Here is a 25445-nt window from a genome sequence, read left to right as displayed (position 1 = left end):
CTTCTGAGCCCTCAAAACGGCCCTGGGCCCACGCCGGCAGGGTTCCCTGGCCGAGCTTGCGAGGCGAGGGAGCCGGTGGGGAGCAGTCGATGAGTGGTAAGCGGATCCGGGTGGAACTATGGAAGCTACCGTGTGAACCTCAGGGTCACCAGCTGGAACGGGCGCAGCGTAAGCTCCACCGATTGCTCTGCTGCGGCAGTGTTGACGCCCGGCGCGTCGGTGGCGCGCTCCAGCAGGTCCGTGGCCTGGACGGCCGTGACCGGGAAGTTGGCCGTGAGCAGGCCGGCGGACCGCTGCCCCAGGGACTCATAAAGGCGGACCACAACATCGCCCGAGCCGTCTTCAGCAAGCTTGACCGCCTCGATGACCAGGGCCGGGTTGTCCACGGAGAACAGCGGCTCCACGCCGCGGGCGCCCTTCACCAGCCGGGGTGCAAGGTTGGTGCGGTACCCCTCCTCCACAGCTTCGGCGATTCCGGCTCCGGGGCGGATGGTCACGGTCAGTTCCTGGTGGCCCCGGTCCGCCGTCGGGTCCGGGAACTTCGGTGCACGCAACAGGGAGAGACGCACCGAGGTGGTGGTCCCGCCGTCGGAATCCCGCACACTCCTGGTGACATCGTGCCCGTAGGTGGCCGCATTGGAAATCGCGACGCCGTAGCCAGGCTCGGCCACGTGGATCCAGCGGTGCGCGCAGATCTCGAACTTGGCGGCCTCCCACGAGGTGTTGACATGCGTGGGACGGAAGACATGGCCGAACTGGGTCTCTGAGGCGGAGCGGTCCGCCCGGACGTCCAGCGGGAAGCCCAGCTTGAGCAGCTTCTCGCTCTCCTGCCACTCAACGGCCGTGGTGATGGTGAGGGAGCCGCTGCCGGCATCCAGCGTGATCCGCTGGGTGAGCGGTGACGAGCCGGCAACCCGGTCCACCACCACAACGGCACTGGTTCCGGCGTGCTCCACCCGGATGGCCTGCGCCGCCGTGAGGGCGGTGACGTTGCGGCGGTAGAACTCATCGATGTCCCAGGCGTCCCACTCGTTGGGGGTGTCCCGGTGCAGTTCCAGCAGGTTGCCGCGCGCTCCGGGCGCGATGGCTTCCCGTCCCGTGGCGTAGTCGGTAAGGGAAGCAAGGAGGCCATCGGCGTCCAGGACGGCCCGGATTATGCCGTTGTCCAGCACATAACCGCCATCCACAGGAGTCGCCTGAACCGGCTGGCTGGCCGGCGAGAGCTCTGCGGCAGCCAGGGCCGGAACGCCGTTGCGCGCGTGCGGTGCGGCGTTGAGCAGGAAGGTCCGCAACCCCTCGCCGAGGAGCGCGGCCGCTGCCTGCCCAATGAGGGTTTCGAGGCTGGCGCTGATGGCGGCATAGTTACGTTCCGCGTCCTGGTGGACCCAGGCGATGGAACTGCCGGGCAGGATGTCGTGGAACTGCTGCAGGAGCACCAGCCGCCAGAGCCGCTTCAGCTCGGCCGCCGGGTACTCGAAGGAACCGGCGCTGCGGACAGCAGCGGTGGCGCACCAGAGCTCGGCCTCGCGGAGCAGGTGTTCGGTGCGCCGGTTGCCGCGTTTGGTCTGGGCCTGGCTGGTGTACGTGCCGCGGTGAAGTTCCAGGTACATCTCGCCCACCCAGACCGGCAGGGAGGAATACTCGTCCTCCGCGTGCGCGAAGAAACTCTCGGCGGAGCCCACCCTGACCTTGGGCGAGCCTTCGAGGTCGGCGGTGCGGCTGGCGGCAGCCAGCATTTCCCGCGTGGGCCCGCCGCCGCCGTCGCCGTAGCCGAACGGGACGAGAGAGGTGTTGCCGCGCCCGTGGTCGCGGAAGTTCCGCTCGGCGTGCGCCAGTTCGCGTCCGCTGAGCTCGGCGTTGTAAGTGTCAACGGGCGGGAAGTGCGTGAACAGCCGGGTGCCGTCGATACCTTCCCAGTTGAAGGTATGGTGCGGCATGCGGTTGACCTGGTTCCACGAGATCTTCTGCGTGAGGAACCAGCGGCTGCCCGCCGCCTTGACGATCTGCGGCAGTGCCGCGGAGTAGCCGAAGGAATCCGGGAGCCAGGCTTCGCGGCATTCGACGCCGAACTCGTCGAGGAAGAAGTTCTTGCCCTCAATGAACTGCCGGGCCATTGCCTCGCCGCCGGGCATGTTGGTGTCCGACTCGACCCACATGCCGCCCACCGGAACGAACTGCCCGGCCTTGACCTTCTCCCGGATCCGGCCGAAAAGCTCGGGGTAGAACTCCTTCATCCAGGCCAGCTGCTGGGCTGAGGAGCAGGAGAATACAAAGCCCGGATCCTCATCCATCAGCGCCACCACGTTGGAGAACGTCCGGGCACACTTGCGGATGGTTTCGCGCACCGGCCAGAGCCAGGCCGAATCGATGTGCGCGTGGCCCGTAGCCACCAATTGGTGGGCGGAAGCGTAGGCGGGCCTGGACAGGACCTCGGCCAGGGTTGCCCGCCCGGCTGCGGCCGTGCCGGGGACGTCGTCGGGATCCATCTGGTCCATCATGCGCTCCAGCGCGCGGAGGATTTCATGGCGCCGCGGCTGCTCCGGAGGGAGTTCGTGCATCAGCCCGGCGAGGGTCCAGATGTCCTGCTGGAGTTCCCAGACCGTCTGGTTGAGCTCGGCGATGGCAATCCTGCCCAGCCGGTAATGCGGTGCGGTGCCTGCCGTTTCCTTATCCCCGTAGGGTGTGGCGGCGAAGGTCCAGCCCTGCGCCATGTCCGGGTTGGCGGCCGCTTCAACGTAGAAGTCAACGGACATGCCGCTGCCCAGGAGCTTCAGGGGAATGTACTGATTCCGGGGCGAAATGGCCTTAATGATGGTGCCGTCAGGGCGCCAGGCGATTCCCTCGCACTGGAATCCGGGGGCTTCGTTGATGAAGCCAAGGTCCACCACAATTTCCACCGCGGTGTCCGGCCCGGTGCCCCAGGCCTCCGGGACGTCGCCCTGCAGGCGCAGCCACTTGGTGCCCCACGGCTGGCCCCAGGCAGCACCGTGTTCCTGCGGCGCGAAGTGATTCCGCAGGGCTTCCATCACTGACACAGGTTCGCCGGGCGCATCCCAGCTGCTCAGGTTCAGCGGAACGGTGCGGGCGTATACGGCGGGAATGATCCGCTCGCGGACAAACCGGTCCAGGCGGACTTCGGTGATCCGGCGGTCGTCATGCAATGTAAACCCTCTTAGGTGCTTGAACTGGAGTACTCGAATCCGGACCAAACGCGTCCAATCGATGGATAAAATCTACCGGCTAGTAGCTCAATAGCCAAGCGTCACCGGAAATCTTCGCCGAAGGTACTGGCGCCGTTTTTATCCCGGTACGTTCGCGTTTTCCTCCGCCGGGTCCTCGCCCGGAACCGGCGCGGGAACCGGGGTGGGAACCTGCGCGGCGGGCAGCGTAATCCTGCCCTGTCCGGCGTAGATATTCAGGCTGGTGCCCCGGCTGAATCCTGCCAGGGTCATGCCGCTGGCCTCCGCCAGCTCCACAGCCAGGCTCGACGGCGCACTCACCGCCGCCAGTACGGGAATGCCCGCCAACGCGGCTTTCTGGACGAGTTCAAACGACGCGCGGCCCGAGACCTGCAGGACCAGCCCTGTCAGCGGAAGCAACCGCTCCCGCAGGGCCCAGCCAACCACCTTGTCAACGGCGTTGTGGCGTCCCACATCCTCGCGGAGGCACAAGAGCTGCACGCCGCCGTCGTCCGTTATGCGGAAGAGGCCCGCGGCGTGCACTCCGCCGGTGACGTCAAAAACGTCCTGGGCTTCGCGGAGCCGCCCGGGCAGGGAAGCCAAAACGTCGGCCGGTACGGTCAAGGGATCCGCCGCCGGGCTGAAATGGGAGGACTTGCGCACTGCCTCGATCGAGTCCGTGCCGCAGATACCGCAGGAACTTGAGGTGAAGACGTTCCGTCCCTTCGCCGGGAGTTCGACGTCGGGCCGCAGCTGGGCTTCCACCACGTTGAACGTCTGGACGCCGTTTTCGTCCTCGCCGGCGCAGAACCGCAGCGACACCAGCTGCTCGGGAGCCCAGATGATCCCCTCGGACACCAGGAAGCCGGCCACCAGGTCAAAGTCGTCCCCGGGCGTCCGCATGGTCACCGAAAACGACAGCGCCCCGATCCGGATTTCCAGCGGCTCTTCGACGGCGAGGACGTCCTCGCGGTGGCGGACCGGGAACTCAAGGGCATTCGGCGAGCCATCCAAAACGTATTTATACACCTTGCGGCGCTGCGTCACCCGCCCCATCGGCCGCCCGCCAGACTGTCTCGAAGGACCCCGTGGACGTTCCGGACCTGCCGGCTGGGACTGTTCATAGGTCCATCATCGCACCACGGGCGCGCCTGTGGCGTACGGGCGTCCGCAACGGGGCGCCTACCCAAGCAGGGCACTCCAGTCCACCGGACCGGCGGGCTTCGCAGCGTCCTTGCTTGCCGCCCGGGTGGCCGCCTTGGCGGCGGGCCGGCCCTTGGACTTGGTACCCGGCTGCTCGGGTGCGGGCACGGGCGGCCCCCACGGCAAGGCGAACGCCGGCACGGGTTCGCCAAGCTGCACGCCATGCGGCGGAACAACCATTACCCCGTGCGCCGACGCCAGCCCGCGCATCATCCCCGGCCCCGTGTGCTTGGCCGGTGAGGCCATCCCGTACAGCAGTCGGAACGGCATCAGCCTGGTCCGGCCGGGCTCCGGTTCGAGTGTGGTGCCGCACGGGACCTCCTGCACCGGCGGCATGGTGCCGTGGCCCAGCGCCGCCAGCAGCGGTTCGCCCACCGTGGACAGGGCCATCATGGCGGCCAGCGGGTTCCCTGGGAGCCCCAGGACAAAGCGCCCGTCGGGGAGTTCGGCCAGGACAGCAGGATGGCCGGGGCGCATGGCGATGCCGTCGATGACCAGCCTCCCGCCCAGTTCCGCCACGGCCCGGCGGAGGTGGTCGGTGTCCGAGCGGCCCGTACCGCCGGTAGTGATAACGACGTCGGCCGGCAGCGCGGAGGGGTCCGGCACCTCGGGCGGGAGGTCCGCCAGACCGTCCAGCCACTCGGCATAGGAGTCGCCGATCCGTTCCTGGCCGCCGTTGATACCGCCAAGCATTTCCACGACGGCCGCGAGCTGCGGGCCGAAGGTGTCCCGGACCTGTCCGGGGACCGGCAACCCGTGCGCCACAACTTCGGAGCCGGTCAGCAGGAGTTTGACCACGGGCTTGCCCTGGACGAGCAGGTCATCGTGCCCGGCAAGCGCCGCGACCGCCAGATGGGCCGGGTTCAGTGTGACACCGGCCTTGACCAGCACCTCTCCCGCCGCTGCTTCCTCGCCGGCCCTGCGGATATGCTGGCCGTTCCCGGGTTCGCCGGGGCGGGCGGTGCCGCCGGTCATCAGCAGCGGCAGCCCGTCGTCGTCCGTTCCAAGCGTGGCACTTTCGCTGCGTAGCACCGCTTTGGCGCCGGGCGGGATCAGTCCGCCGGTGACAATGGGGCTGGCCTGGTGGGGTGCCAGCCGCTGGCCGGCCTCCGCCACGATCCACGGGCCACCGCCGTTGACGGCCCATCCATCCATCGCAGACGAGGCGTAGTGCGGCATGTCGTGCAGCGCGGTGATGTCGCCGGCCAGGACCCTGCCCAGGGCCTGGCCCAGGGGAACCCGGCCCGGCGGAATCGGCGTGGCGATATCAAAAGCGGCTTTGCGCGCCTCATCCCAGGTGTGGGCAAGGTGCTTTGCCGGGGCTGTCTGCTGCTCGGGATTTTCGGATACGTCGCCGGGAGCGGCGGTCACTGAACGGGAGTCATTCGACGGGGGTCGCGGCGGATTCGGCGTCATAGTCAGCAGCCAAGGCGCGGGCACGGTCCATCGCGGTGGTCATGGCGGCGGCGTTAGTGGCCTGCCCTGCTCCCGCAGCCAGTCCGGCGGCGAAACCGGCAATAAAGGTGGTGAGCGGGGCGGCGGGGCGGACCACTGAGTGGGCTGCCACGCCTGCCAGCGACAGGATGGTGTTGACGTCGATCTGGACGTCCTCCAGTTCATACGCCTGGAGCAAGGACCTGCACCATTCTTCCAGCGTCTCTTCCTGGCTTTTCACGCTCTGCCTCCCAAATCGTCTGCGGCAGTGTTGCCCCGGAACCCGGCTAGGGGATCCGGACCGGCCACTCCAAGTGCGGCGGCATCGTCCCAAGTGTCCACGTCTGCCGTGGAGCCGGCCGGAACGGCGACAAGCTGCACGTCCAGACTAGCAAGGAGTGCCCTCACCGAACCGTTGATTAAGCGTCCTGTGCTTTCCAGTTCCGCCACGGAACGTTGTAGCGCGGCTGTGCTATAAAAACCGACCAAAGGCTGGCGGCGGCCATCCTCCGAGACCGCCACCACGCCGTCCGGTCCCAAGCCTGCCGGCTGCCGGGCGGGGTGTCCCCCGGCGGCGGGTTCTCCGGCGGGAGGTCCTGCGGCGGCGGGTCCTCCGGCGCCCCGTGCCCGGGCACGCAGCGCAGCCTTCAGCGCCGCCACCGCCTGCCCCGCGTTGGGCATGTCGCACGCCAGCACCAGCGTCAGACTGGGGCGGTTGCCGCCCGCAGCAGCCAGGGCCGCGAGCCCGGCCGCAATAGCGGCCGCGGGTCCGCTAAACGGCGGTTCTTCGCGGCAGCGGAGAAATCCGGCAGGGATTTCCCCGGCCGGCACTTCGCGGGCGTCCGGACCAACCACGACGGCGGCCCGGGCTCCCCCGGCAGCGGCGGCGGAGCGGCGCAACAGGGAGTCGCCGTCGTACGTCAGACTCTGCTTGGGCACACCACCGAGCCGCGACGAACGGCCGCCGGCGAGGATGACGGCATCGAAGTCGAGGGGGTCAGCGTCCACCCTCCCAGCTTAACCGCGCGGGCCGGAGTTACCGTGCGGGCTGGAATTCAGGCGGCCCGTTCCGGCAGCAGGAACGGATCCCAGGCCGGAGTGGGCTTCTCAAGTTCTTTGATCTGCCAGATGGTGCCATGCGGCGGTTCCGGAACAAACCTGAGCTTCCAGCCCATTTCAGCTGGCGTGTGGTCGCCCTTGGTGTTGTTGCACCGGAGGCACGCGGCCACCAGGTTCTCCCAGGAGTCGGCGCCGCCACGTGATTTGGGCTGCACATGGTCGATGGTGTGGGCACCTTTGCCGCAATACGCGCACCGGTGACCGTCCCGCCGCAGGACTCCGCGGCGGCTGACCGCGGTGCCCTGGTTGTATCTCGGGCGGATGTAGCGGTTCAGGAGAATCACGGACGGGCGGCCCAGGATCTCCTGCGGTCCCACTACAGGGTCATCGCCCTCGGCAATAACACTGGCCTTGCCCGTGAGCACAAGCACCAGCGCCCGGCGGAAGGTGACTACCGCCAGCGGTTCATATCCAGCATTCAGAACGAGAGTGCGCATGCACGTACCTCTTTGTGGCCGCACCCGTCAGGGGCACGAGGGCCGGCTGCCCCCGGCATATCCGGGCTATGGATCGACACCACAAGAGTAAACAAAGAATCCCGGGATCAGCTAATCGCAGAAGCGGCCGCCGTCACGTGTCGGATTCGTGCACCTCACCGGATCAGGCCAGCAGCCCTGAAACAGCAAAGGACCCCAGCCGTGAGGCAGGGGTCCCTTGAAGGCTGACTCTGGTGCTAGGACACGCGGATGTAAACGGGGCCGGAGCCGACATTGGCGCTGAACAATACGGTCTGGTTGCCGTTGTAGCCCCCGTGCACGGCCTGGCCGTTGCCAGCGTACACGGCAATGTGGGCAACGCCCGCGCCGCCGTCGGCGTAGTACAACAGATCGCCGGGCTGGGCCTCGGCGGCGCTCACGGTTTGACCGAGGGACAGGTAGCCTGCGGGCCAGTCGCGGAAGTTGATCCCCACGGCAGCCAGCGAGTTGGTGACCAGCATGGTGCAGTCCTGGCTGACACCGAGTTGTGCGTAGGCAGCGGAGAGGATGGCAGCACCCTTGCCGCTGGCGGAGACCGGCGCCTTCGGAGCGGCCGGCGTTGCCGACGCTACCTTGACGGTGGCCGCGGCCTTGGCCGGAGCCGGAGCTTCAACAACAGGTGCGGGAGCCTCAACCGGAGCCGGCGTGGTGGTCACTGCGGGCTTCTCGTAGGAGATGGCAATGGTGGAAGCAGCCGAAATGATGGCCGGGGCGGAAACCTCAGCTTCAAGGTTCGAAGCGGATGCAGCTTCACGCTGGATGCCGGTGTCAGCCGCGTTCGCAGCGATACCACTGGTCAGGACAAGGCCGGAAGCAGCAGCGATAACCGCAGCCTGACGGCCCATGCCGCCGGCGTTGTCGCCGACAGCCTTGGCAATGACAGCCAGCGAGTTGGTCTTGGCGACCTCGGCGCGGTGCCGCGCAACAGTTGCACGTGTAGTCATTAATTTTCTCTCTTTCGTTTTCCTCAGGACCGCGTGGGCAGCCCAAGGGCTTTGGACGCGCCGGCATCTTGGGGGTACGTCGGCACGCCCCGAACGGGGATTTAGCGAAGAGTTTCTCGCGAAGAAACGGTTCCGGCAGCACAGGGCTGCAGGAACGACTGGAATGCAGGAACTACGGGGCCAGCGTGAAAAACGCGGAGGAGCCCGTGGATGCCACGGAGTGGAGCAGCGTGCCCTGTGACGGGTTCAGTGCGCCGATCATCATGCCGTTGCCAACGTAAATACCGACGTGGGCGCCGCCGTTCTGCATGACCAGGTCACCGGGAGCCGGTGTGGCGGTGGGCCGCATGGCTGTCCACGCGTTGACGCGGGGAATGCTGATGCCGGCCTGGGCGTAGACCCACTGGGTGAAGCCCGAGCAGTCCCAGCCATTGGGAGTGGTGCCGCCCCATACGTACGGGCGGCCGATACCGGTGTAGGCGATTGCTGCCAAGCCCGATCCTGCCGCAGAGGAGACCGTGCCCGCGAGCTTGCTCGCGGCGGTCGCCGTTGCTTCAGAGGCCCGGTCAGCGCCGGTGGACTGGGCGCGGACGGTGTTGACCTTCGGGGCGGCCGTAGTCTTGATCACGGGCCGCTCGAAGGAAACCATGGCTGTGGGTGCAGCAGTTACGGCAAGTGCCGTCTGCGCGGAACCGGACTCGGTGGAGGCGGAAACGCCGGCGGTGGTATCCGCGGCGTTGGCCGGAAGCCCCATGCTCAGGATCAGACCTGATGCAGCTGCGATAACGGCAGCCTGGCGACCTACGGTCACGGCATTGGCACTGACGGCCTTGGACACGGAGCCCAAGGGGTTGGTGCGAACCGGCTGTGCGCGGTGACGCGCAGAAATATGGCGTGAAGACACGAAGGTAGCCTCTCCCAATGCCTGCGAGGTGAGCTGTCGGATTCGGATGGGAGTCACCCGGCCGCGCTGCTTCACAGCGGAAGCTTTGCGACTTAACCCCAAGGCCTTCAGAATCGAAGACCAAAATTGGTTCCCCCGCCCCTGCCAGACGATGTCATGCGAACGGACCTTGAGCGGTGGCAGAGCTAGACAATCCACTCAAGAACGTCAACTTCGGAAAAGTTGACGCGCTCTAGACGTTACAGGAGTTCCGAGCCAATGTCACATTCAGGTCACGGCACGTCGCCGTGATTCGAGAGTTGGCCATCCTTTGGGTCAGAGCCAGCCGGCGGGGTCAACGACTTCGCCGTTGACCTGGACCTCGAAGTGGAGGTGGCAGCCCGTGGACGCGCCCGTGGTGCCGCTCAGGGCAACCACGTCGCCGCGGCTGACCGTCTGGCCTACCTTGACGGTGGCGGAGGAGAGGTGGTTGTAGGTGGTTTCAAGGCCGTTGCCGTGATCCACCACCACGCGGTTGCCGCCGCCGTACTGGTGCCAGCCAGCGAAGGTCACGGTGCCGCTGGCAGCAGCCAGGACGGAGGTTCCACACTGTGCCACGAAGTCCTGGCCACGGTGGAAGTCTCCGGCGCCGCCGGTAATGGGGCTGACCCGGAATCCGAACGGAGAGACTGTAGCCAGCTGGGCCAGTGGCGAGCCGAGGCTTCCGGCAGAGGCGGCGCGGGTAATGGATCCCGCGGACTGGGCGCTCAGCAGCTGCTTCAGTTTGCCGTCGGGATCACCTTGGGTCACCACGGACGAGCGGCTGAAATCAATTTGGGCGGCGGCTTCGGCAGTAACTTCAGGCTGCGGAGCGGCGGAAACGGCCGACGCGGACTGGCCGGGTGCCGGAGTGGCCATCACGGGGCCGGTCACAGGAACCGTCACGGTAAGTGCTAGGCCTGTTGCTGCCAAGGCGATGCCGGCTTTCTGGCCGAGGCCACTGGCAGCGGCGAAATCCGTCATCTGCCGGAAGGGTCCCCGGCGGCGGCGTGCTTCCCGCTGTGGGTCGCGGGGCCTCTCCGCGGTGAAATCCTCGGCCACTCTGGGCGCCGAAGCGGGACCCACCGCGCGACGGCGGCCCCTGGAGTATTGCGTGGTCAAGAATGTTCCTCTCTAGATAGCCTGCGAAGTTAGCTGTCGGATTCGGGTCAGAGAGTTCAAAGACCCGGTCCGCCATGACAAGCACTTGGCGCAGAGATATCCCGTGAGGATCCTTCGCTGGAAGAGGCTTGCTGCTGACGGACTTCACCCCAAGGCAGTCTTACGACTGCCGGTTGTGGTTCCCCCGCCTCTGCCAGTTGGTGACTGATGCACCTGATCCGCTGGCAGAGCTCGGCTCCGGATCAGGTAACGCTTTTGTATCGACGCTGAGCTTCAACTATAGGTGATTAACCTGGACAGTAACAATTCCGTTATCTTTGCGGAACCTGGCGCCACTGCGCTATGACGCGGCCCCAAACGGGGGACCGCCATCCCGTCAGCGGACGGACACGAAGACGTGGGATGCCACTTCCGGGGGCAGCTCGAGAGCCCCTTCTATTCCCGGAACCCGCACGGAAATATACTCCCCCACGCGCTCCAGGGACACCGAGGCACCGGGCCTGATCCCGCCTTCGTCCAGCTGGACCAGCAGCTCAGGTTCCACCTGGATGGGCTCAGCCAGCCGGCTGACTGTCACCCTCGACGCCGGCCCATAGCCCTGCATCGCATCAAGGAGATTAATCACACCGGCGTCAGGGAGCGCAGGCGCGGGTCCTCCCAGGGCGGCCAGCCCGGGGATGGGGTTGCCATACGGAGACTCGGTGGGATGGTTGAGCAATTCGTAGATGCGCTGCTCTACGCGTTCGCTCATCACGTGCTCCCAGCGGCATGCTTCATCGTGGACATAGGCCCAGTCCAGGCCAATCACATCCGCCAGGAGCCGTTCCGCGAGCCTGTGCTTGCGCATCACTTCCGTAGCGCGTTTCCGCCCGGCTTCCGTGAGCTCCAGGTGACGGTCTCCGGAGACCACCACCAGTCCGTCGCGTTCCATCCGGCCGACGGTTTGGGACACCGTGGGTCCGGAATGCCGCAGCCGTTCGGCGATCCGTGCGCGAAGAGCAACGATGTTCTCTTCTTCAAGCTCCAAAATGGTCCGAAGGTACATCTCCGTAGTATCGATCAGATCCGTCATCCAGCTCAGCTCCTCGAGCGCAGTACCTTGCGTTGTCCCACCGTATCGCGTCCCGCGCAGCGGCGAGGTCCGGTAAAAAGCTTAGCCTATTTTGAATTTGTCCGGATAATCCCCGGACGAGGATGAACGGTCTCATTGGCCGGACTATGACGGCGCCGGTTCCCGCCTAATCGAGGGGTTCAGGCAGAATAAAGGAGGTCCTTATGCAGTCACTGCCGACTACCGGCCACCCCACCGTCCGGACGTGAGCCACGTCCATGCCGAAATTGGAGCCCCCGTGAGCGAAACCAGCATCACTATTCCTGCCGACCTCCTGCCAGAGGATGGACGGTTCGGCGCAGGCCCGTCCAAGGTCCGGCCGGAGCAGCTCGAAGCGCTCTCAGCGGCGTCCAAGACCATCCTGGGCACCTCCCACCGCCAGGCTCCGGTCAAGAACCTCGTAGGCTCCGTCCGTGAAGGCCTCAGCCAGTTCTTCCGCGCCCCCGAAGGCTACGAAGTGGTCCTCGGCGTCGGCGGCTCCACCGCTTTCTGGGACGTCGCCAGCTTCGGCCTGGTGGAGAAGAAGGCCCAGCACCTGTCCTTTGGCGAGTTCGGCTCCAAGTTCGCCTCGGCCACCAACAAGGCCCCGTTCCTGGACGCCTCCTCCATCATCAAGTCCGAGCCCGGCACCCGCCCGGTATCGGCCGCCGAGGCCGGCGTGGATGTCTACGCCTGGCCGCAGAACGAAACCTCCACGGGTGTCGCGGCTCCGGTCAAGCGCGTCGCGGGCGCCGACGCCGGTTCCCTGGTCCTGGTGGACGCCACCTCCGCAGCCGGCGGCCTGGATGTGGACGTCTCCGAGGCCGATGTCTACTATTTCGCCCCGCAGAAGAACTTCGCCTCCGACGGCGGCCTGTGGCTGGGTCTCTTCTCCCCCGCCGCGCTGGAACGCGCCGCCCGGGTCAAGGCCAGCGGCCGCTGGATCCCCGATTTCCTGGACCTCCAGACCGCCATCGACAACTCCAAGCTGAACCAGACGTACAACACGCCGTCGCTCTCCACCCTGGTGACCCTCGACGCGCAGGTGCAGTGGCTGAACGCCAACGGCGGCCTGGACTTCGCGTCCGCCCGCACCGCTGACTCCGCCGGCCGGATCTACTCCTGGGCCGAGGCCTCCGAGTACGCCACCCCGTTCGTGGCCAAGGCGGAGGACCGTTCCAACGTCATCGCCACCATCGACTTCGACGACTCGATCGACGCCGCCGCGATCGCCAAGGTGCTCCGCGCCAACGGGATCGTGGACACCGAGCCGTACCGCAAGCTGGGCCGCAACCAGCTCCGGATCGCCACGTTTGTTGCCATCGAGCCGGCTGACGTCTCCGCGCTGCTGGCAAGCATCGACTACGTGGTGGGCGAGCTGCGCAAGTAGCGCACCCGCGCGAACGGACACTGGGGGCCCAGATACCGGGGCCCCAAGTGTCCGTTCGCGCTGTCTTGTGGTGACGCCAGTTGTCAGCGTCCGACGGCGTCGTCCGGGTTTTCGTCCCGGGCGGCGCCGTTTGCGTTGTCCCCCGGTTGTTGGACGCCCAGGTGGGAGACGACGCCGAAGTACCGCAGGCCGCGGGCCCGCCGGTTGAAGGTGAGCCGGAGCTGCTGGGCGCGGATGATCCAGATCATTCCGATCACGGCGGCGATGATCCCGGAGGCGGCCGCAACGGAAAGCGACCACCGGGGGCCGGCGACGTTGGCCACCCATCCCACGAGTGGGGCGCCGATGGGGGTGCCGCCCATAAAGATGGCCATGTACAGGGCCATGACCCTGCCCCGCATGACGGGATCGGTGGTGGTCTGGACGTAACCGTTGGCGCTGGTCATCATGGTGATCGCGAACAGGCCCACCGGCACCAGCGCGACGCCGAACCAGAAGTAGTCCGGGGCAAGCGCGGCCAGTCCCGACGTCACCCCAAAGGCAGCCGCCGCGCCGAAGATCATCCGCAAGCGGGGCTTGCCGCGGCCGGCGGAGAGCAGCGCGCCTGCCACGGAACCGACGGCCATGATCGAATTCATGAGCCCGAAGGCGCTGGCGTCGAGCCCGAATTCCGTGCCCACCATCGCGGCGATGAACAGCACGAAGTTAAGGCCGAGTGTTCCCACGATGAACACGGCCACCAGGACCACCACAATGTCCGGCCGGAACCGGACATAGCGCAGCCCCTCCCGGATCCGGCCCTTGCCCGGAGCCGCCCGGGGAAGCTGGCGCAGCGACGCGGCGGGGATCTTCCACAGGCTCAGGAGCATGGCCAGGAAGGTGCAGGTGTTGATCAGGAACACCCAGCCGGGACCTACCGCCACGGTGAGGACACCGGCGACGGCGGGCCCGATCATCCGGGCGACATTGAAGGAGGCGCTGTTCAGGGCCACGGCATTGGGCAGGTAGTCGTCCCGCACGAGTTCAGAAACGAAGGTCTGCCGCACCGGGGCATCGAGGGCGGAGACCATGCCCAGCAGCAGGGCGAAACCGTAGACGTGCCACAGCTGGCCGGCGCCGAGCACCACCAGGATGCCCAGGCCGGTGCTCAGGAGGGCCATCATTGACTGGGTGATGATGAGCAGCTGCCGGCGGCTGTACCGGTCCGCCACGAGGCCGGCGACGGGCGCCAGGAACAGCTGCGGCCCCAGCTGCAGTGCCATAGTGATGCCCATGGCCCCGGCGTCGTGATCGGTGAGGTGGTCAAACACCAGCCAGTCCTGGGCCGTCCGCTGCATCCAGGTTCCGATATTGGAAACCAGCGCGCCGAGGAACCAGATCCGGTAGTTGAGGATGTGCAGGGATTTGAAGGTGGACATCAGTGCCGGCCTTCTTGGTTCTCAACCCTGCGCATTCGCAACTGGTTAGTCAGCCTCGCCGGCGGGGTCGTCGTCTTCGAATTCTTCGTCCCGGTCTTCGGACCCGGGAGTGTCAGCCTCGGCCTTAGATGCGTCCGGCTCCGCAGCGGAAGCCTCAGCAGCGCGCGGCTCCTCTTCCTCTGCCGCCTGTGCGTCCTCGGGGCGGACGCGCTCGGCCCACGGCACCCACTCCGGGGAGAGGATGGAGTCCTCCGACGGCAGGAGACCAAGATCGCTGACCGTGACCACCTTGGAGCGGGAGTTCCTAGTCAGGACCGCGTACCACTGCCAGCCGTGGTAGCCGGCCATTCTTGATTCGAAGAGGTGGGTGACCAGGCGGTCGCCCTCACTTTTGGCAGCCAGGTGCGCACCGATGTCCGACGCCGCCGCGATGCCTTCGATGGCGGTTCGCGCCTCGCCAACGGCAGCGGCGAGGAAGGCATCCGGCTTTCCGGTACGCCACACGGGCACGCCTGCGCGGCGCTTGGCCTCGGCTTTGGCGCCTACTTTCTCCGCTGTTGTGGTGTCCGGCTGTTCAGCTTCCGCGTTCATGGCCAAGACCTAAACGTCCAGCTCGTCGGCAACCTTACGCAGGGCAGCCGCGATGGCTTTGCCCTTGTTGCCTTCCGGGTACTTGCCCGCGGACAGGGTTCCGGAGAGGTTGTCCAGCACGCTGACCAGGTCCTGGACCAGCGGCGCGAGGTCCCGGGCGCTGGGCCGCTTGGCCTTGGCGATAGACGGCGTCTTGTCCAGGACGCGCAGGCCCAGGGCCTGTGCACCCTTGCGGCCGTCGGCAACGCCGAACTCAACCCGGGTGCCGGCCTTCAGCTCCGTGATGCCTTCGGGCAGCGATGATTTGGGCAGGAAGACTTCCTGCCCGTCCTCGCCTGCGAGGAATCCGAAACCTTTTTCCTTGTCATACCACTTGACCTTGCCGGTAGGCACGTAATCAACCTTCTTCGTTCTGACGTCTTCTGACACGGCCGGCAGTCACCGCATCCGCACTGATGTGCGGGTTCAGGGTATGACAGCGACGGACCGTGTTGGTCTGTTCCTCAAGGTTATCCTGCCGGGGGCCGGAATCCTGCTTTCACGCACCCTTCGTCCTGCCGCCTGCCTGCGGCTGTGTGCCCGCCGCTCACGGCCGCCTGTGGCGCCACCACCGGCCGCCCGGCTGTTAGCGTTGCCTGCATGACACCCTCGCGATACCGGCGCCCACTGATGATCTGCGCAGCGGTTGTTGCCATGCTTTCCCTCGTGGCGGTGGGAGCCGTCATGGCACTGGCCTTCGCAGGCTCCGCGGCTCCGGCCTGGGTCACTGCCACTGCCCTGTACGGGTTGCCTGTGGCGTTCCTGCTGATGCTTTTCCTGGTGCTGGACAGCGTGGCGGGCCGGCGCCGGGCAGGAAAGTCCGGCGGACGGTAACGTTGGACTGATGTCCCTTATTCGCGCGCTCAGCAAAGAACTGGAAGCACGCAGCGATGACTCGTTGCGGGCGCTCTTTGCAGCGCGGCCGGACCTTATGTCCCCCGCCGTTCCTGACTTTTCCGCCCTGGCCGCGCGGGCCAGTGCGCGGGTCAGCGTCCAGCGCGCGCTCGAGCGGCTTAACAGGCCACAGATGCAGGTGCTGGAAACGCTGCATCTGTGCACCAACACGGACACCGAACACAGCGCCTCGGCGGCGGGCGTCCGGAAACTCATTGCAGGGTCCACGGTGGCGGCGCTGGAACGCATCCTGGCCTCGCTCCAGGAACTGGCTTTGGTGCACCGGGCAGAGCCGCCGCATGGAACGGCGGTTTCGGGCCACCGCCAGCGCTACTACCTGCCGGTGGGAAGCCTCAAGGACGTGGTGGGAATCTATCCTGCGGGGCTGGGGCGCAGCTACACCGAGCTGGTCAGGCTCCAGCCCGCGTTTGCCCAGCGGGCAGTCCAGCTCGTTGCCGAGCTGCGCCGCAGCGGCGTCTCCATCCAGAACGCCACCACCCCCATGGAGGCAGCCCTCGCGCTGCAGCATTGGACATCCTCGCCCGAGGCACTCGGCGAGGCTTTGGCCGGAGCCCCGGAACGCACGACGGCGTTGCTCGCCAAATTCCGCAACTGGGCCATGGGTGCCGTCCCCCAGGCGCAACGGAAAGCGTCGGTCTCGAACCAGGGCGCCGACGTCGGGCCCGTTGACTGGCTCCTGGCCCGGGGCCTGCTGGTCCCGCTGGACGCCGCGCACGTGGAATTGCCGCATAGCGTGGGATTGTCGCTGCGTGGCGGCGCCATCATCAATGACTTCTCCCTGTCCCCACCGGTTCCGGAGCTGGGCAGCACCACCGCTGCGCTTCGCCGGAACGCGGCGCTGGGCGCCATCGCCGAAACCCTCCGGCTGGTGGGTGACCTCCTCCACGCCGTCCGCGAACAGCCGCTGGCCACGCTGCGCAGCGGCGGCGTAGGCGTCCGGGAAATGAAGCGGCTGGCCGAGACGCTTCGCATCGACCAGCACCGGGCGGGCCTGCTGCTGGAGGTCAGCGCCCTCGCCGGCCTGTTGCGCCTTGATGTGGACTCGTCCTCGTGGGTGCAGCCCCCGCAGCTGGAGTGGCTGGCCCTCCCCCGCCAGGAGCAGTGGCTGTGGCTGGTCAATGCCTGGCTCGCGAGCGAGCGTGTGCCTTCACTGGTGGGTCAGCCCGCTAACGGCCCCGGCGGCGTTCCCAGCGCGCACCGCACCCTGGCCGGGAACACCGTTAATGCCCTTTCGGCAGAGGCGCAGCGGCCGGACGCCCCGGTGGTCAGGAAGCGGATCCTGGAAATCCTGGAGGAACTCACCCAGGAGGCTGCCGCTGCGGACGGCACGGCACCGGTGCTGGATGCTGCGGCAGTGCTGCAGCGGGCTGAATGGACGCAGCCACGGATGGCCCGCCGGTTCAGTTCCCTGATCAGGGGTGTGCTCGCGGAAGCGGAGCTGCTCGGACTGATCGGCTCCGGTGCGTTGAGCCAGCTGGGCAGCGCCATCGCCGAAGACAACCCGGACGAAGCCTTGGGCATCCTGGGCGAGCATCTGCCTGCGGCGCTGAACCACGTCCTGCTTCAGGCGGACCTGACCGCAGTTGCCCCGGGCTATCTGGCTCCGGAGCTGGCCGAAAAGCTTCTGGTGATGGCCGACGCCGAGGGGCACGGGCCCGCCACTATCTACCGGTTCTCCGCAAACTCGGTCCGGCGGGCGCTGGACGCCGGGCATGACGCCTCAAGCCTGCTGGAGTTCCTGCGTGAGCATTCGGCCACGGCCGTGCCCCAGCCCTTGGAATACCTGGTGGAGGACACCGCGTCCCGGCACGGCCGGCTCCGGGTGGGAACGGCCGCCAGCTTTATCCAAAGTGATGATGAGGCAACGGTGCTGGAGCTGGCGGCGGAGTCCAAGGCGGCCGGGCTGGGGCTGGCCCGGATTGCGCCGACGGTGCTGATCTCCACGGCTCCGCCGCGGGAAACAGCGCAGGTCCTGCGCGGACTGGGACTCTCGCCGTCGGTGGACCAGGCCGAGCCCGGAGTGGTCCGGCTCCGCCGCAACACAAGTGTTTCGGGCAGCGCCCGCCCGGTCTATACGGCGCCGCGGACCGCGCCCGCCGAGGACGACGTCGCTGCGCAGCTGGCCGTCCTGCGGAACAGGCGGGCTGAAGCCAACGGACACCACGCAATTGCAGTGCCGGGCTCCGGCGAAGCTGCAACCCAGCTTGGGCTGGAGACCCTGCAGCGGGCTATCCGGCTCAAGCAGCGCGTGAGCATGAACGTGGTGGACAGCCAGGGGAATTCCTGCCTTGAGACAGTTGTTCCCCTCTCCGTAAACGGCGGACGCGTCAGGGTCTTCGATCCTGCCAAGGAAACCGAGCGCGTGCTCTCCATCCACCGCATCATCGATATTGAGGCCGCAGAAGAACTGCGCCAGTGAAGGACTCCCCCGCGTGAACGACGGCCCGCTGATCGTCCAAAGTGACAAAACCATCCTGCTCGAAGTGGACCACGAATTGGCCACCGAGGCGCGCCACGCCATCGCCCCGTTCGCCGAACTGGAACGCGCCCCCGAGCACATGCACAGCTACCGCCTGACGCCCCTGGGCCTGTGGAACGCACGCGCCGCCGGCCTGGACGCGGAAAAGGTCCTGGACACCCTGCTCAAATACTCGCGGTTCCCGGTGCCGCATTCGCTGCTGATCGACGTCGAAGAGACCATGTCCCGGTACGGGCGGCTGCGGCTGGAGAAGGACCCGCAACACGGCCTCGTGATGCGCACGGACGACTACCCGGTGTTGGAAGAGGTCATCCGGGCCAAAAAAATCCAGCCCCTGCTGGGGCCGCGGATCGACGGCGAAACCATCGTGGTCCATTCTTCCCAGCGCGGCCAGCTCAAGCAGCTGCTCCTGAAAATCGGGTGGCCGGCGGAGGATCTGGCCGGCTACGTGGACGGCGCACCCCACCTGATCGCCCTGAACGAGGACGGCTGGAAGCTCCGCCCGTACCAGCAGCTCGCGACCGAAAATTTCTGGGCCGGCGGCAGCGGTGTGGTGGTCCTCCCCTGCGGTGCGGGAAAAACCCTGGTGGGTGCCGCGGCGATGGCCACCAGTTCCACCACCACCCTCATCCTGGTGACCAACACGGTGGCCGCCCGGCAGTGGAAGGACGAGCTGCTCAAGCGGACGTCCTTGACGGAGGATGAGATCGGCGAGTACTCGGGCGCGGTCAAGGAGGTCCGCCCGGTCACCATCGCCACGTACCAGGTCCTCACCACCAAACGCGGCGGCCTGTACGCACATTTGGAGCTACTGGATGGCCACGACTGGGGCCTGATCATTTATGACGAAGTCCACCTCCTGCCGGCGCCGATCTTCCGGATGACGGCGGACCTGCAGGCCCGCCGCCGGCTGGGCCTCACCGCCACCCTGGTCCGCGAGGACGGCCGCGAAGGCGAGGTCTTCAGCCTGATCGGGCCCAAACGGTACGACGCGCCCTGGAAGGACATCGAGGCGCAGGGTTACATCGCCCCGGCGGACTGCGTGGAGGTCCGCATTGACCTGCCCCGGGACGAACGCGTGGCCTATGCCATGGCCGAGGACGCGGACAAGTACCGGCTGTGCGCCACGTCCGAGTCCAAGACCCTGATCGTGGAACAGCTGGTGGCCCGGCACCAGGGCGAGCAGCTGCTGGTGATCGGGCAATACATTGACCAGCTGGACGAGATCGGCGAGCGCCTGCAGGCTCCCGTCATCAAGGGCGATACGTCCGTCAAGGAACGGCAGAAGCTCTTCGACGCATTCCGGGCCGGCGACGTGAACACACTGGTGGTTTCCAAGGTGGCCAACTTCTCCATCGACCTGCCTGAAGCCTCGGTTGCCATCCAGGTCTCGGGATCCTTTGGGTCGCGGCAGGAGGAAGCCCAGCGGCTGGGCCGGCTGCTCCGCCCCAAGAAGGACGGCAGGGCGGCCCGCTTCTACTCGCTGGTGGCCCGGGACACCCTTGACCAGGATTTCGCGGCCAAGCGGCAGCGCTTCCTGGCAGAGCAGGGCTATGCCTACCGGATCATGGACGCCAAGGATGTCGGCGCCGCCTAACGGTCACCCGGTGTTCCTGTTCTGCGATGGGGATGGCCACGCCACGGGGGGTTCCCCATGGAACACCCACCATCCATCCAGAAAACTCACAGTTTCTGGGAGCATGATGGGAGCATGAAGAAGACCGGCCCAGAAGCCAAGCTGCTAGTTGTTGATGACGAACCCAACATCCGCGAGCTGCTGTCCACCTCGCTCCGCTTCGCAGGCTTCGAGGTGGTCTCTGCCGCCAACGGCCGTGACGCGCTGGCCGCCGCCGAGCTCCACGCGCCCGATCTGGCGGTACTGGACGTGATGCTGCCGGACATGGATGGCTTCACCGTCACCCGCAAGCTGCGGGCTTCGGGCAAGCACTTCCCGGTCCTGTTCCTCACGGCGAAGGACGACACGGAGGACAAGGTCACCGGCCTCACAGTAGGCGGGGATGACTACGTCACCAAGCCGTTCAGCCTGGACGAGGTAGTGGCTCGCATCCGTGCCGTTTTGCGCCGCACGCAGCCCCTGCTCGACGACGACGCTGTGATCCGGGTGGACGACCTGGAGCTTGACGACGACGCCCACGAAGTGCGCCGCGGCGGCACCGTGATCGAACTGTCCCCCACGGAATTCAAGCTCCTCCGGTACCTCATGCTGAACCCCAACCGGGTGCTGTCGAAATCCCAGATCCTTGACCACGTCTGGGAGTACAACTTCAACGGCGACGCCTCGATCGTGGAGTCCTACATCTCCTACCTCCGGCGCAAGGTGGACATTGATCCGGACGCACCGGCACTGATCCAGACCAAACGCGGAGTCGGCTACGTGCTCCGGACGGCAGAGAAGCGCTGACGTTGCTGCAGCGGTGGAAATCGGCCTCGTTGAGGTCCCAGCTGGTGGCCATGATCATGGCACTGCTGATTGTTGCGCTGACCGCAACCGGCGCCGGCACCCTCACGCTGCTGCACAGCTACCTCCAGGCGCAGGTGGATGACAAGCTGTACGCCGCCGTCGACCTCGCCAGCAAGCAGCGCTCGTTCACCCAGCTGCAGGCACCCACCAACCCGATGGTCCCCACTGACTATTCGCTGATCCTTTACACCCCCGGTGAGGACCCCCAGCTGTTGGGCGGCGATCCGGAAGACCACCCCGACATCTCAACCATCTCCGTTGAGGAGGCCCAGGACCGGGGCGCGCGTCCTTACCAAGTACGCGGCACCGACGGCCAGAACTGGCGGGTGGTCGCAGTGACCGTGCTCTATGTCGGCCGCCCCGCCGTCGTTGTCATCGGCTTGCCGCTGCAAAGCGTGGACGATGTCCTCAAGCACGCCACCCTGGTGGTCACCGGCGTCGGCCTGCTCACCCTGCTGCTGGCCTCCCTGATCGCCAGCTGGACCGTGTCCCGGTCATTCCGGCCACTGGCCAAGGTGGAAAAGACAGCAGCCGCCATCGCCGCTGGCGACCTTTCCAGGCGTGTGGAAATCGAAAATCCCGGCACCGAAGTGGGGCGGCTCGGCAGCTCGCTGAACGCCATGCTTGCGCATATCGAGACGGCCTTCGCCGCCAGGACAGCCTCCGAAGGCAGAATGCGCCGGTTCGCGGCCGACGCCTCCCACGAGCTGCGTACCCCGCTCGTGACCATCAGGGGTTTCTCCGAGCTCTACCGCCATGGCGCGCTGGCCACCGACGAGGACGTGGCCACGGCCATGGGGCGGATCGAAAGCGAAGCCAAACGGATGGGCTCTATGGTGGAGGACCTCCTCCTGCTGGCGCGCCTGGACGAACAGCGCCCGCTCCAGCAAAAGCCCGTTGACCTGCAGCTGATTGCCCATGACGCGGTGGTGGACACGCAGGCAAGCGACCGCTCGCGCCCCATCTCCTTGACCGGTCTTGGTGACGATCCGGCCGCCCCCGCGCCGGTGCTCGGTGACGAAGCAAAACTGCGGCAGGTGTTGGGGAACCTCGTGGGGAACGCCCTGCGCTACACCCCGGACGGCAGCCCGATCGAACTAGCCGTCGGGGTCCGGACCTCCGACGGCGGGCAGCCGCTCGCGGTGATCGAGGTCCGTGACCACGGCCCTGGCATCTCCGAAGAGGACGCGTCCAAGGTGTTCGAGCGTTTCTACCGCGCGGACACGTCCCGGACGCGCGAGACCGGCGGAAGCGGCCTGGGACTCGCGATTGTCGCGGCCATCGTGGGATCGCACGGCGGGTCCGTCAGGGTGGAAAAGACCGACGGCGGCGGGGCCACGCTGGTGGTCAGCCTGCCGGTCCGGGACGACGCCACCGACGAGGCTCACGCCGGCGATGACCACGTGGGGGAAGCCCACCCGGGCGCACCGGTCGCGCAGGATGGCGATCCTCTGGACGGAGGCCACGGAGATGGCAAGGTTATCCACATATAGCCGTGGAGCGTGGCGTGCGGGCAGTGCCCGTCCGTAGGCTCGCTGTAGTGGCCCGGGGCAGCCGGGCGGGCAGCACATGCTGTCCCACTACTTCGAGAGGCAGCAAGCCATGAGCATCATTTCCGTCGACACCGAACTCCTTCAGCTCAAGTCGGCCAACGTCAAAGCAACCGTGGACCGGATCAGCTCGGACGTCCAGACCATGAAGCGCGGCCTGGACGAACTGCAGTCCACCTGGCGGGGCTCGGCTGCCAACAACTTCCAGGCCCTGGTGACCGAGTGGACACTCACCCAGGGCAAGGTGGAGGCATCGCTGGCATCCATCAACATGGCCCTGGCATCAGCAGCGTCCACCTACGCCCAGGCCGAGCAGGGCAACACCCAGCGCTTCAGCTGAGTCCGCAGCCGAAATGGCCTCTACGCCTCCGGCGTCCCCTGGCGGAATCGGAGCCGCCATCTGTTGCCGTCCAAGACCCACAGTGAGCTATGGAGAGCCGTGCCTGAGCGCGAGTAGCTTCGGCACGTCAGCAGGATCGCGCTGGTGCCGATGCGGTCCGCACCCAGAATCTCCAGTTCACTGTGCTGGGCCGGTTCCTCTTCCAGCGCCATCATCGTGGCGTCACGGGTCCATACCCTGCCCGAGGTTCCGATCTCCATAAAATCAGGGTGCAGGAGGACGCCGGTGCGGCCGATGTCGCCACGGATGTCGGGGCCCGACAACTCGCGTTCGAGGGCCTCGACGATCGCTTCGGGACTCATCTCAGCCCCGGCGGGCTCCGACGGGATGAAGGAGTCGCTCTCCAGCTCGCTGAAGAGGTCCGGCTCGTCGTAGAGGCCTTGGTTGAAGAGGTCCTGACCGTACGCGCCCTGACCGTCGGAGCGAGCACCACCGGCTGTGGTGGCGGCAGCAGGGCTGACTGCGACCGGGGCGCCTGTTGCCGGGGCTCCCGCGAATCCTGGGCCGGAACGGGCAGCCACACCCTGCTGGTACGCGGTGGCGGCTGCACGCGCGCGGTCATCGGCCGCCTCATTGAGGTCGTGGCCTGCGTGGCCCTTGACCCATTCGAACGTGTATTTCCGGCCGGCGATTTCCCGGTCAAGTTCCTTGAGCAGCTCCACGTTCAGGACGGGTTTGCCGTCGGCCTTCCGCCAGCCCTTGCGTTTCCAGCCCGGCATCCACTTTGTGATGGAGTTGATCACGTACTGGCTGTCGCACAGGACCCTCAGGTCCTCCTCCGGGACGTGGGCGGTGGCACGGAACAGATCCAGGACGGCCATCAGCTCGCCCTGGTTGTTGGTGCCGTGCGGCCATCCCCCGGCGCGCCAGCAGTCGTCGTTCACATACCAGGCCCAACCGGCCGGGCCGGGATTTCCTAAAGCCGAACCGTCGGCCGCTGCAGTAATTGTCACCTAACCATCCTGCCAGACAGCGCCGCCAACCGGTTCAGCCAGCATTCGGGAAACCGCTTACCGAAAAGCCTTGACGCCGAAGTCGCAGCGCGGCAGAATCTGGCCGACCTCGATGCGCTGATCCGCGACAAGGTCACCGAACACCGGCACACCCAGACCTTGCTCAGCATGCCCGGCTTCGGACCCGTCCTCGCCGCCGAGTTCCTCGGTGCCACTGGCGGAGACCTCACGATTTCAAACCGCGGACCGGTTCGCCGACATCGCCGGGCTCGCCCCGGCGCCTAGGGACTCCGGCAGGATTACGGCAACCACCACCGGCACCGGCGCTACGACCGGCGGCTCCTCCGGGTCTTCTACCTCTCCGGACCCTCGGCCCTGAAAAGCTGCCCCGCCTCACGGACCTACTACGACCGCAAACGCACCGAGGGAAAACCCACATCCAGGCCATGCTCTCCCTCGCACGGCGCCGTCTCACCGTCCTCTGGGCCACCCTCCGCGACGGCACCACCTACACCCCGGCCCCGGTTCGGGCAGCCAGGGTGGCTGCCTGAACAGTCCAGCGATCCGACTAGGAGACGGCGGGGATTCCGAACGGGGACCTCGCCCTTCCAGACGTTCGAGGCGTTGACCGTGTGGACGTCGCGGCATCATTACCAGGACCGCCGGAGCACCGTACATCAGCGCCTGCGGGACCACGAGTTCGCGAAGGGTCGGCACCGTCGTTATCATCGCCCTTAGTGCGGACGGCGGTCGTGCCGGTCGGGAAGATTCCGAATCTCTCGGATTCTCCGTCCCGCTTCGGATGACCGCGGACGCCCGGAAGGCCGCGCAGACCGGTTGCGGCGGGCCGCCTGTTGGGCGGGCAGCCGGTCCACGCTGCCCGCCCCTGCTATAGACGTTCGGCCAGGGCGAGGGTTTCTTCGCGCAGCACATCCTTGGCCCCGAGAATTTCCATACCCAGAATGCGCCCTTCGGCATCAAAGTCAATAATGATCTCGCCTTTCCGCCCGGGTGTTTCTATCGAATGCACCTGCGTCGACGCTTCGCCATCGCGGACTTCATCGACGAGTTGGACGTATGCGGCGTCGGCTTCTTTGTCATAGGTAATTTTCATCGGCTACCCCTTTGTCACGGTAATGATAGTGCTAGACCTGTTGTCAACGATGACCCGGATCCGGCTCGTGCCTGATCCTTGGGTAAAGACGGATGTCCCCTGGTTCCCGGCGGACCTAACGCCGTTGCGGATTACTAACTTGGATGAGTGTCTGAATGACGCCGCGCTTGGCAGCCTGCATAGCCGCACGCCGGCTGATGACGTGGGCCAGGATGAACAGAACAGGAAGCCAGAACGGATCTTCGACAACAGGAAAAGCGAAGGTGGCGTTGAAATGGACCCTCTGAATCAACCGATTGTTCTCGATCAGGAATCCTGTTGCATCAGTGACGACCCCTAAAAGCCGCACCGCTCCACCCGGAAAAAACAAGATGAAGCACCGGGACAGATCTCCTCAGATAAGAACATTCGCTTTCCCCCTGCCGCCGCATTTACACACTGGCCGTTTCGGTGGAACGGGCTTCACCATCTGTTGCTGGCTTACCCCGACCAACATGCCTTCTATGCGGATCGTGTCCCTCGGCGCAGGGAATTGCCTCCGACTTCTTTCCCACCCCACCTCGCGATGACGCAGTTGCCATTGGCTAGAAGTTAAACCACCTTCTCCTTCAGAGGACTCACACCT

The 25445-nt window shown here is 66.4% G+C and carries 23 protein-coding genes, 1 pseudogene and 2 riboswitches; of the genes and pseudogenes, 8 read left to right on the top strand and 16 right to left on the bottom strand.

What is annotated here, in order from left to right:
- Positions 1-125: 125 nt before the first annotated feature.
- The 10 genes from ACVWY0_RS06765 to ACVWY0_RS06720 all read right to left on the bottom strand — a co-directional run bounded on the left by ACVWY0_RS06765 (position 126) and on the right by ACVWY0_RS06720 (position 11471).
- A complete protein-coding gene (locus ACVWY0_RS06765; RefSeq protein WP_485836004.1) occupies positions 126-3161 on the bottom strand; it encodes an alpha-mannosidase in 3036 nt (1011 codons plus the stop codon).
- 138 nt (positions 3162-3299) lie between these two features.
- Positions 3300-4235 carry a formate dehydrogenase accessory sulfurtransferase FdhD gene (gene fdhD, locus ACVWY0_RS06760; RefSeq protein WP_485836003.1) on the bottom strand — a complete coding sequence of 312 codons (936 nt, stop codon included), beginning with the start codon at positions 4233-4235 and terminating at the stop codon, positions 3300-3302.
- A gap of 126 nt (positions 4236-4361) precedes the next feature.
- Positions 4362-5798 (bottom strand): molybdopterin molybdotransferase MoeA, encoded by a 1437-nt coding sequence (locus tag ACVWY0_RS06755; RefSeq protein ID WP_485836002.1) that lies wholly within the window; start codon positions 5796-5798, stop codon positions 4362-4364.
- On the bottom strand, positions 5764-6057 hold the full coding sequence (locus tag ACVWY0_RS06750; RefSeq protein WP_485836001.1) for a DUF6457 domain-containing protein: 294 nt from the start codon (positions 6055-6057) through the stop codon (positions 5764-5766). The genes ACVWY0_RS06755 and ACVWY0_RS06750 overlap by 35 nt, the downstream gene beginning before the upstream one ends.
- The gene (mobA, locus tag ACVWY0_RS06745; RefSeq protein ID WP_485836000.1) at positions 6054-6824 is read right to left on the bottom strand and encodes a molybdenum cofactor guanylyltransferase; all 771 of its coding nucleotides are present in this window, start codon (positions 6822-6824) and stop codon (positions 6054-6056) included. The genes ACVWY0_RS06750 and mobA overlap by 4 nt, the downstream gene beginning before the upstream one ends.
- Positions 6825-6871: 47 nt before the next feature.
- Complete coding sequence (locus ACVWY0_RS06740) at positions 6872-7372, bottom strand: HNH endonuclease (RefSeq protein ID WP_104062827.1); 501 nt, start codon at positions 7370-7372, stop codon at positions 6872-6874.
- Positions 7373-7608: 236 nt separating this feature from the next.
- Entirely contained in the window at positions 7609-8355 is a 747-nt protein-coding gene (locus tag ACVWY0_RS06735; RefSeq protein WP_485835999.1) for a C40 family peptidase, read from the bottom strand.
- A 172-nt stretch (positions 8356-8527) separates the two neighbouring features.
- Complete coding sequence (locus ACVWY0_RS06730) at positions 8528-9193, bottom strand: C40 family peptidase (RefSeq protein WP_485836080.1); 666 nt, start codon at positions 9191-9193, stop codon at positions 8528-8530.
- Positions 9194-9263: 70 nt separating this feature from the next.
- Positions 9264-9426, bottom strand: a riboswitch (cyclic di-AMP (ydaO/yuaA leader).
- 148 nt (positions 9427-9574) lie between these two features.
- A complete protein-coding gene (locus tag ACVWY0_RS06725; RefSeq protein WP_485835998.1) occupies positions 9575-10399 on the bottom strand; it encodes a M23 family metallopeptidase in 825 nt (274 codons plus the stop codon).
- A 3-nt stretch (positions 10400-10402) separates the two neighbouring features.
- Positions 10403-10621, bottom strand: a riboswitch (cyclic di-AMP (ydaO/yuaA leader).
- Between the two features lie 154 nt (positions 10622-10775).
- A complete protein-coding gene (locus tag ACVWY0_RS06720; protein ID WP_485835997.1) occupies positions 10776-11471 on the bottom strand; it encodes an iron-dependent transcriptional repressor DtxR in 696 nt (231 codons plus the stop codon).
- Positions 11472-11748: 277 nt separating this feature from the next.
- Between ACVWY0_RS06720 and serC the strand changes: the two genes are divergently transcribed.
- Positions 11749-12879: a phosphoserine transaminase gene (gene serC / locus ACVWY0_RS06715; RefSeq protein ID WP_485835996.1), complete on the top strand. Its 1131-nt coding sequence runs from the start codon at positions 11749-11751 to the stop codon at positions 12877-12879.
- Positions 12880-12962: 83 nt separating this feature from the next.
- On the opposite strand, the gene ACVWY0_RS06710 is transcribed toward serC, so the two are convergent.
- The 3 genes from ACVWY0_RS06710 to ACVWY0_RS06700 are packed head-to-tail and all read right to left on the bottom strand — an operon-like array spanning position 12963 to position 15281.
- The gene (locus tag ACVWY0_RS06710) at positions 12963-14297 is read right to left on the bottom strand and encodes an MFS transporter (protein ID WP_485835995.1); all 1335 of its coding nucleotides are present in this window, start codon (positions 14295-14297) and stop codon (positions 12963-12965) included.
- Between the two features lie 45 nt (positions 14298-14342).
- Complete coding sequence (locus tag ACVWY0_RS06705) at positions 14343-14888, bottom strand: DUF3027 domain-containing protein (RefSeq protein WP_485835994.1); 546 nt, start codon at positions 14886-14888, stop codon at positions 14343-14345.
- A gap of 9 nt (positions 14889-14897) precedes the next feature.
- Positions 14898-15281 carry a cold-shock protein gene (locus tag ACVWY0_RS06700; RefSeq protein ID WP_056347308.1) on the bottom strand — a complete coding sequence of 128 codons (384 nt, stop codon included), beginning with the start codon at positions 15279-15281 and terminating at the stop codon, positions 14898-14900.
- A 246-nt stretch (positions 15282-15527) separates the two neighbouring features.
- Here ACVWY0_RS06700 and ACVWY0_RS06695 point away from each other — a divergent pair, with 246 nt between their 5' ends.
- The 6 genes from ACVWY0_RS06695 (at position 15528) to ACVWY0_RS06670 (ending at position 22693) form a co-directional block, all read left to right on the top strand.
- Positions 15528-15761, top strand: coding sequence for a hypothetical protein (locus ACVWY0_RS06695; protein WP_058932785.1), 234 nt, complete (start codon positions 15528-15530; stop codon positions 15759-15761).
- A 10-nt stretch (positions 15762-15771) separates the two neighbouring features.
- Positions 15772-18261 (top strand): helicase-associated domain-containing protein, encoded by a 2490-nt coding sequence (locus ACVWY0_RS06690; protein WP_485835993.1) that lies wholly within the window; start codon positions 15772-15774, stop codon positions 18259-18261.
- A 13-nt stretch (positions 18262-18274) separates the two neighbouring features.
- Positions 18275-19918, top strand: coding sequence for a DNA repair helicase XPB (locus ACVWY0_RS06685; protein ID WP_485835992.1), 1644 nt, complete (start codon positions 18275-18277; stop codon positions 19916-19918).
- A gap of 114 nt (positions 19919-20032) precedes the next feature.
- Positions 20033-20743, top strand: a complete 711-nt coding sequence (locus ACVWY0_RS06680; RefSeq protein ID WP_058929981.1) for a response regulator transcription factor — start codon at positions 20033-20035, stop codon at positions 20741-20743.
- Positions 20744-20745: 2 nt separating this feature from the next.
- Positions 20746-22296, top strand: coding sequence for a sensor histidine kinase (locus ACVWY0_RS06675; RefSeq protein WP_485835991.1), 1551 nt, complete (start codon positions 20746-20748; stop codon positions 22294-22296).
- A 109-nt stretch (positions 22297-22405) separates the two neighbouring features.
- Positions 22406-22693, top strand: coding sequence for a WXG100 family type VII secretion target (locus ACVWY0_RS06670; protein ID WP_058932786.1), 288 nt, complete (start codon positions 22406-22408; stop codon positions 22691-22693).
- A 20-nt stretch (positions 22694-22713) separates the two neighbouring features.
- On the opposite strand, the gene ACVWY0_RS06665 is transcribed toward ACVWY0_RS06670, so the two are convergent.
- Positions 22714-23706 (bottom strand): RNase H family protein, encoded by a 993-nt coding sequence (locus ACVWY0_RS06665; RefSeq protein ID WP_485835990.1) that lies wholly within the window; start codon positions 23704-23706, stop codon positions 22714-22716.
- A gap of 21 nt (positions 23707-23727) precedes the next feature.
- Here ACVWY0_RS06665 and ACVWY0_RS06660 point away from each other — a divergent pair.
- Positions 23728-24257 (top strand): annotated as a pseudogene (locus tag ACVWY0_RS06660) (transposase); the annotation flags it as partial.
- 338 nt (positions 24258-24595) lie between these two features.
- Here ACVWY0_RS06660 and ACVWY0_RS06655 read toward each other — a convergent pair.
- Positions 24596-24820: a DUF2283 domain-containing protein gene (locus tag ACVWY0_RS06655; RefSeq protein WP_485835989.1), complete on the bottom strand. Its 225-nt coding sequence runs from the start codon at positions 24818-24820 to the stop codon at positions 24596-24598.
- Positions 24821-24935: 115 nt separating this feature from the next.
- Complete coding sequence (locus ACVWY0_RS06650) at positions 24936-25190, bottom strand: hypothetical protein (protein ID WP_485835988.1); 255 nt, start codon at positions 25188-25190, stop codon at positions 24936-24938.
- Between the last annotated feature and the right edge of the window lie 255 nt (positions 25191-25445).

Source organism: Arthrobacter sp. UYNi723, from assembly GCF_054057635.1.
This window is presented reverse-complemented; position numbering and strand designations above follow the sequence as displayed.

Coding starts and splice junctions, on each gene's coding strand:
- fdhD (WP_485836003.1), bottom strand. CDS start 4,235: ATGGGGCGGGTGACGCAGCGCCGCAAGGTGTATAAATACGTTTTGGAT.
- ACVWY0_RS06740 (WP_104062827.1), bottom strand. CDS start 7,372: ATGCGCACTCTCGTTCTGAATGCTGGATATGAACCGCTGGCGGTAGTC.
- ACVWY0_RS06720 (WP_485835997.1), bottom strand. CDS start 11,471: ATGACGGATCTGATCGATACTACGGAGATGTACCTTCGGACCATTTTG.
- ACVWY0_RS06755 (WP_485836002.1), bottom strand. CDS start 5,798: ATGACGCCGAATCCGCCGCGACCCCCGTCGAATGACTCCCGTTCAGTG.
- ACVWY0_RS06670 (WP_058932786.1), top strand. CDS start 22,406: ATGAGCATCATTTCCGTCGACACCGAACTCCTTCAGCTCAAGTCGGCC.
- ACVWY0_RS06735 (WP_485835999.1), bottom strand. CDS start 8,355: ATGACTACACGTGCAACTGTTGCGCGGCACCGCGCCGAGGTCGCCAAG.
- ACVWY0_RS06710 (WP_485835995.1), bottom strand. CDS start 14,297: ATGTCCACCTTCAAATCCCTGCACATCCTCAACTACCGGATCTGGTTC.
- ACVWY0_RS06680 (WP_058929981.1), top strand. CDS start 20,033: ATGAAGAAGACCGGCCCAGAAGCCAAGCTGCTAGTTGTTGATGACGAA.
- ACVWY0_RS06705 (WP_485835994.1), bottom strand. CDS start 14,888: ATGAACGCGGAAGCTGAACAGCCGGACACCACAACAGCGGAGAAAGTA.
- ACVWY0_RS06690 (WP_485835993.1), top strand. CDS start 15,772: ATGTCCCTTATTCGCGCGCTCAGCAAAGAACTGGAAGCACGCAGCGAT.
- ACVWY0_RS06655 (WP_485835989.1), bottom strand. CDS start 24,820: ATGAAAATTACCTATGACAAAGAAGCCGACGCCGCATACGTCCAACTC.
- ACVWY0_RS06695 (WP_058932785.1), top strand. CDS start 15,528: ATGACACCCTCGCGATACCGGCGCCCACTGATGATCTGCGCAGCGGTT.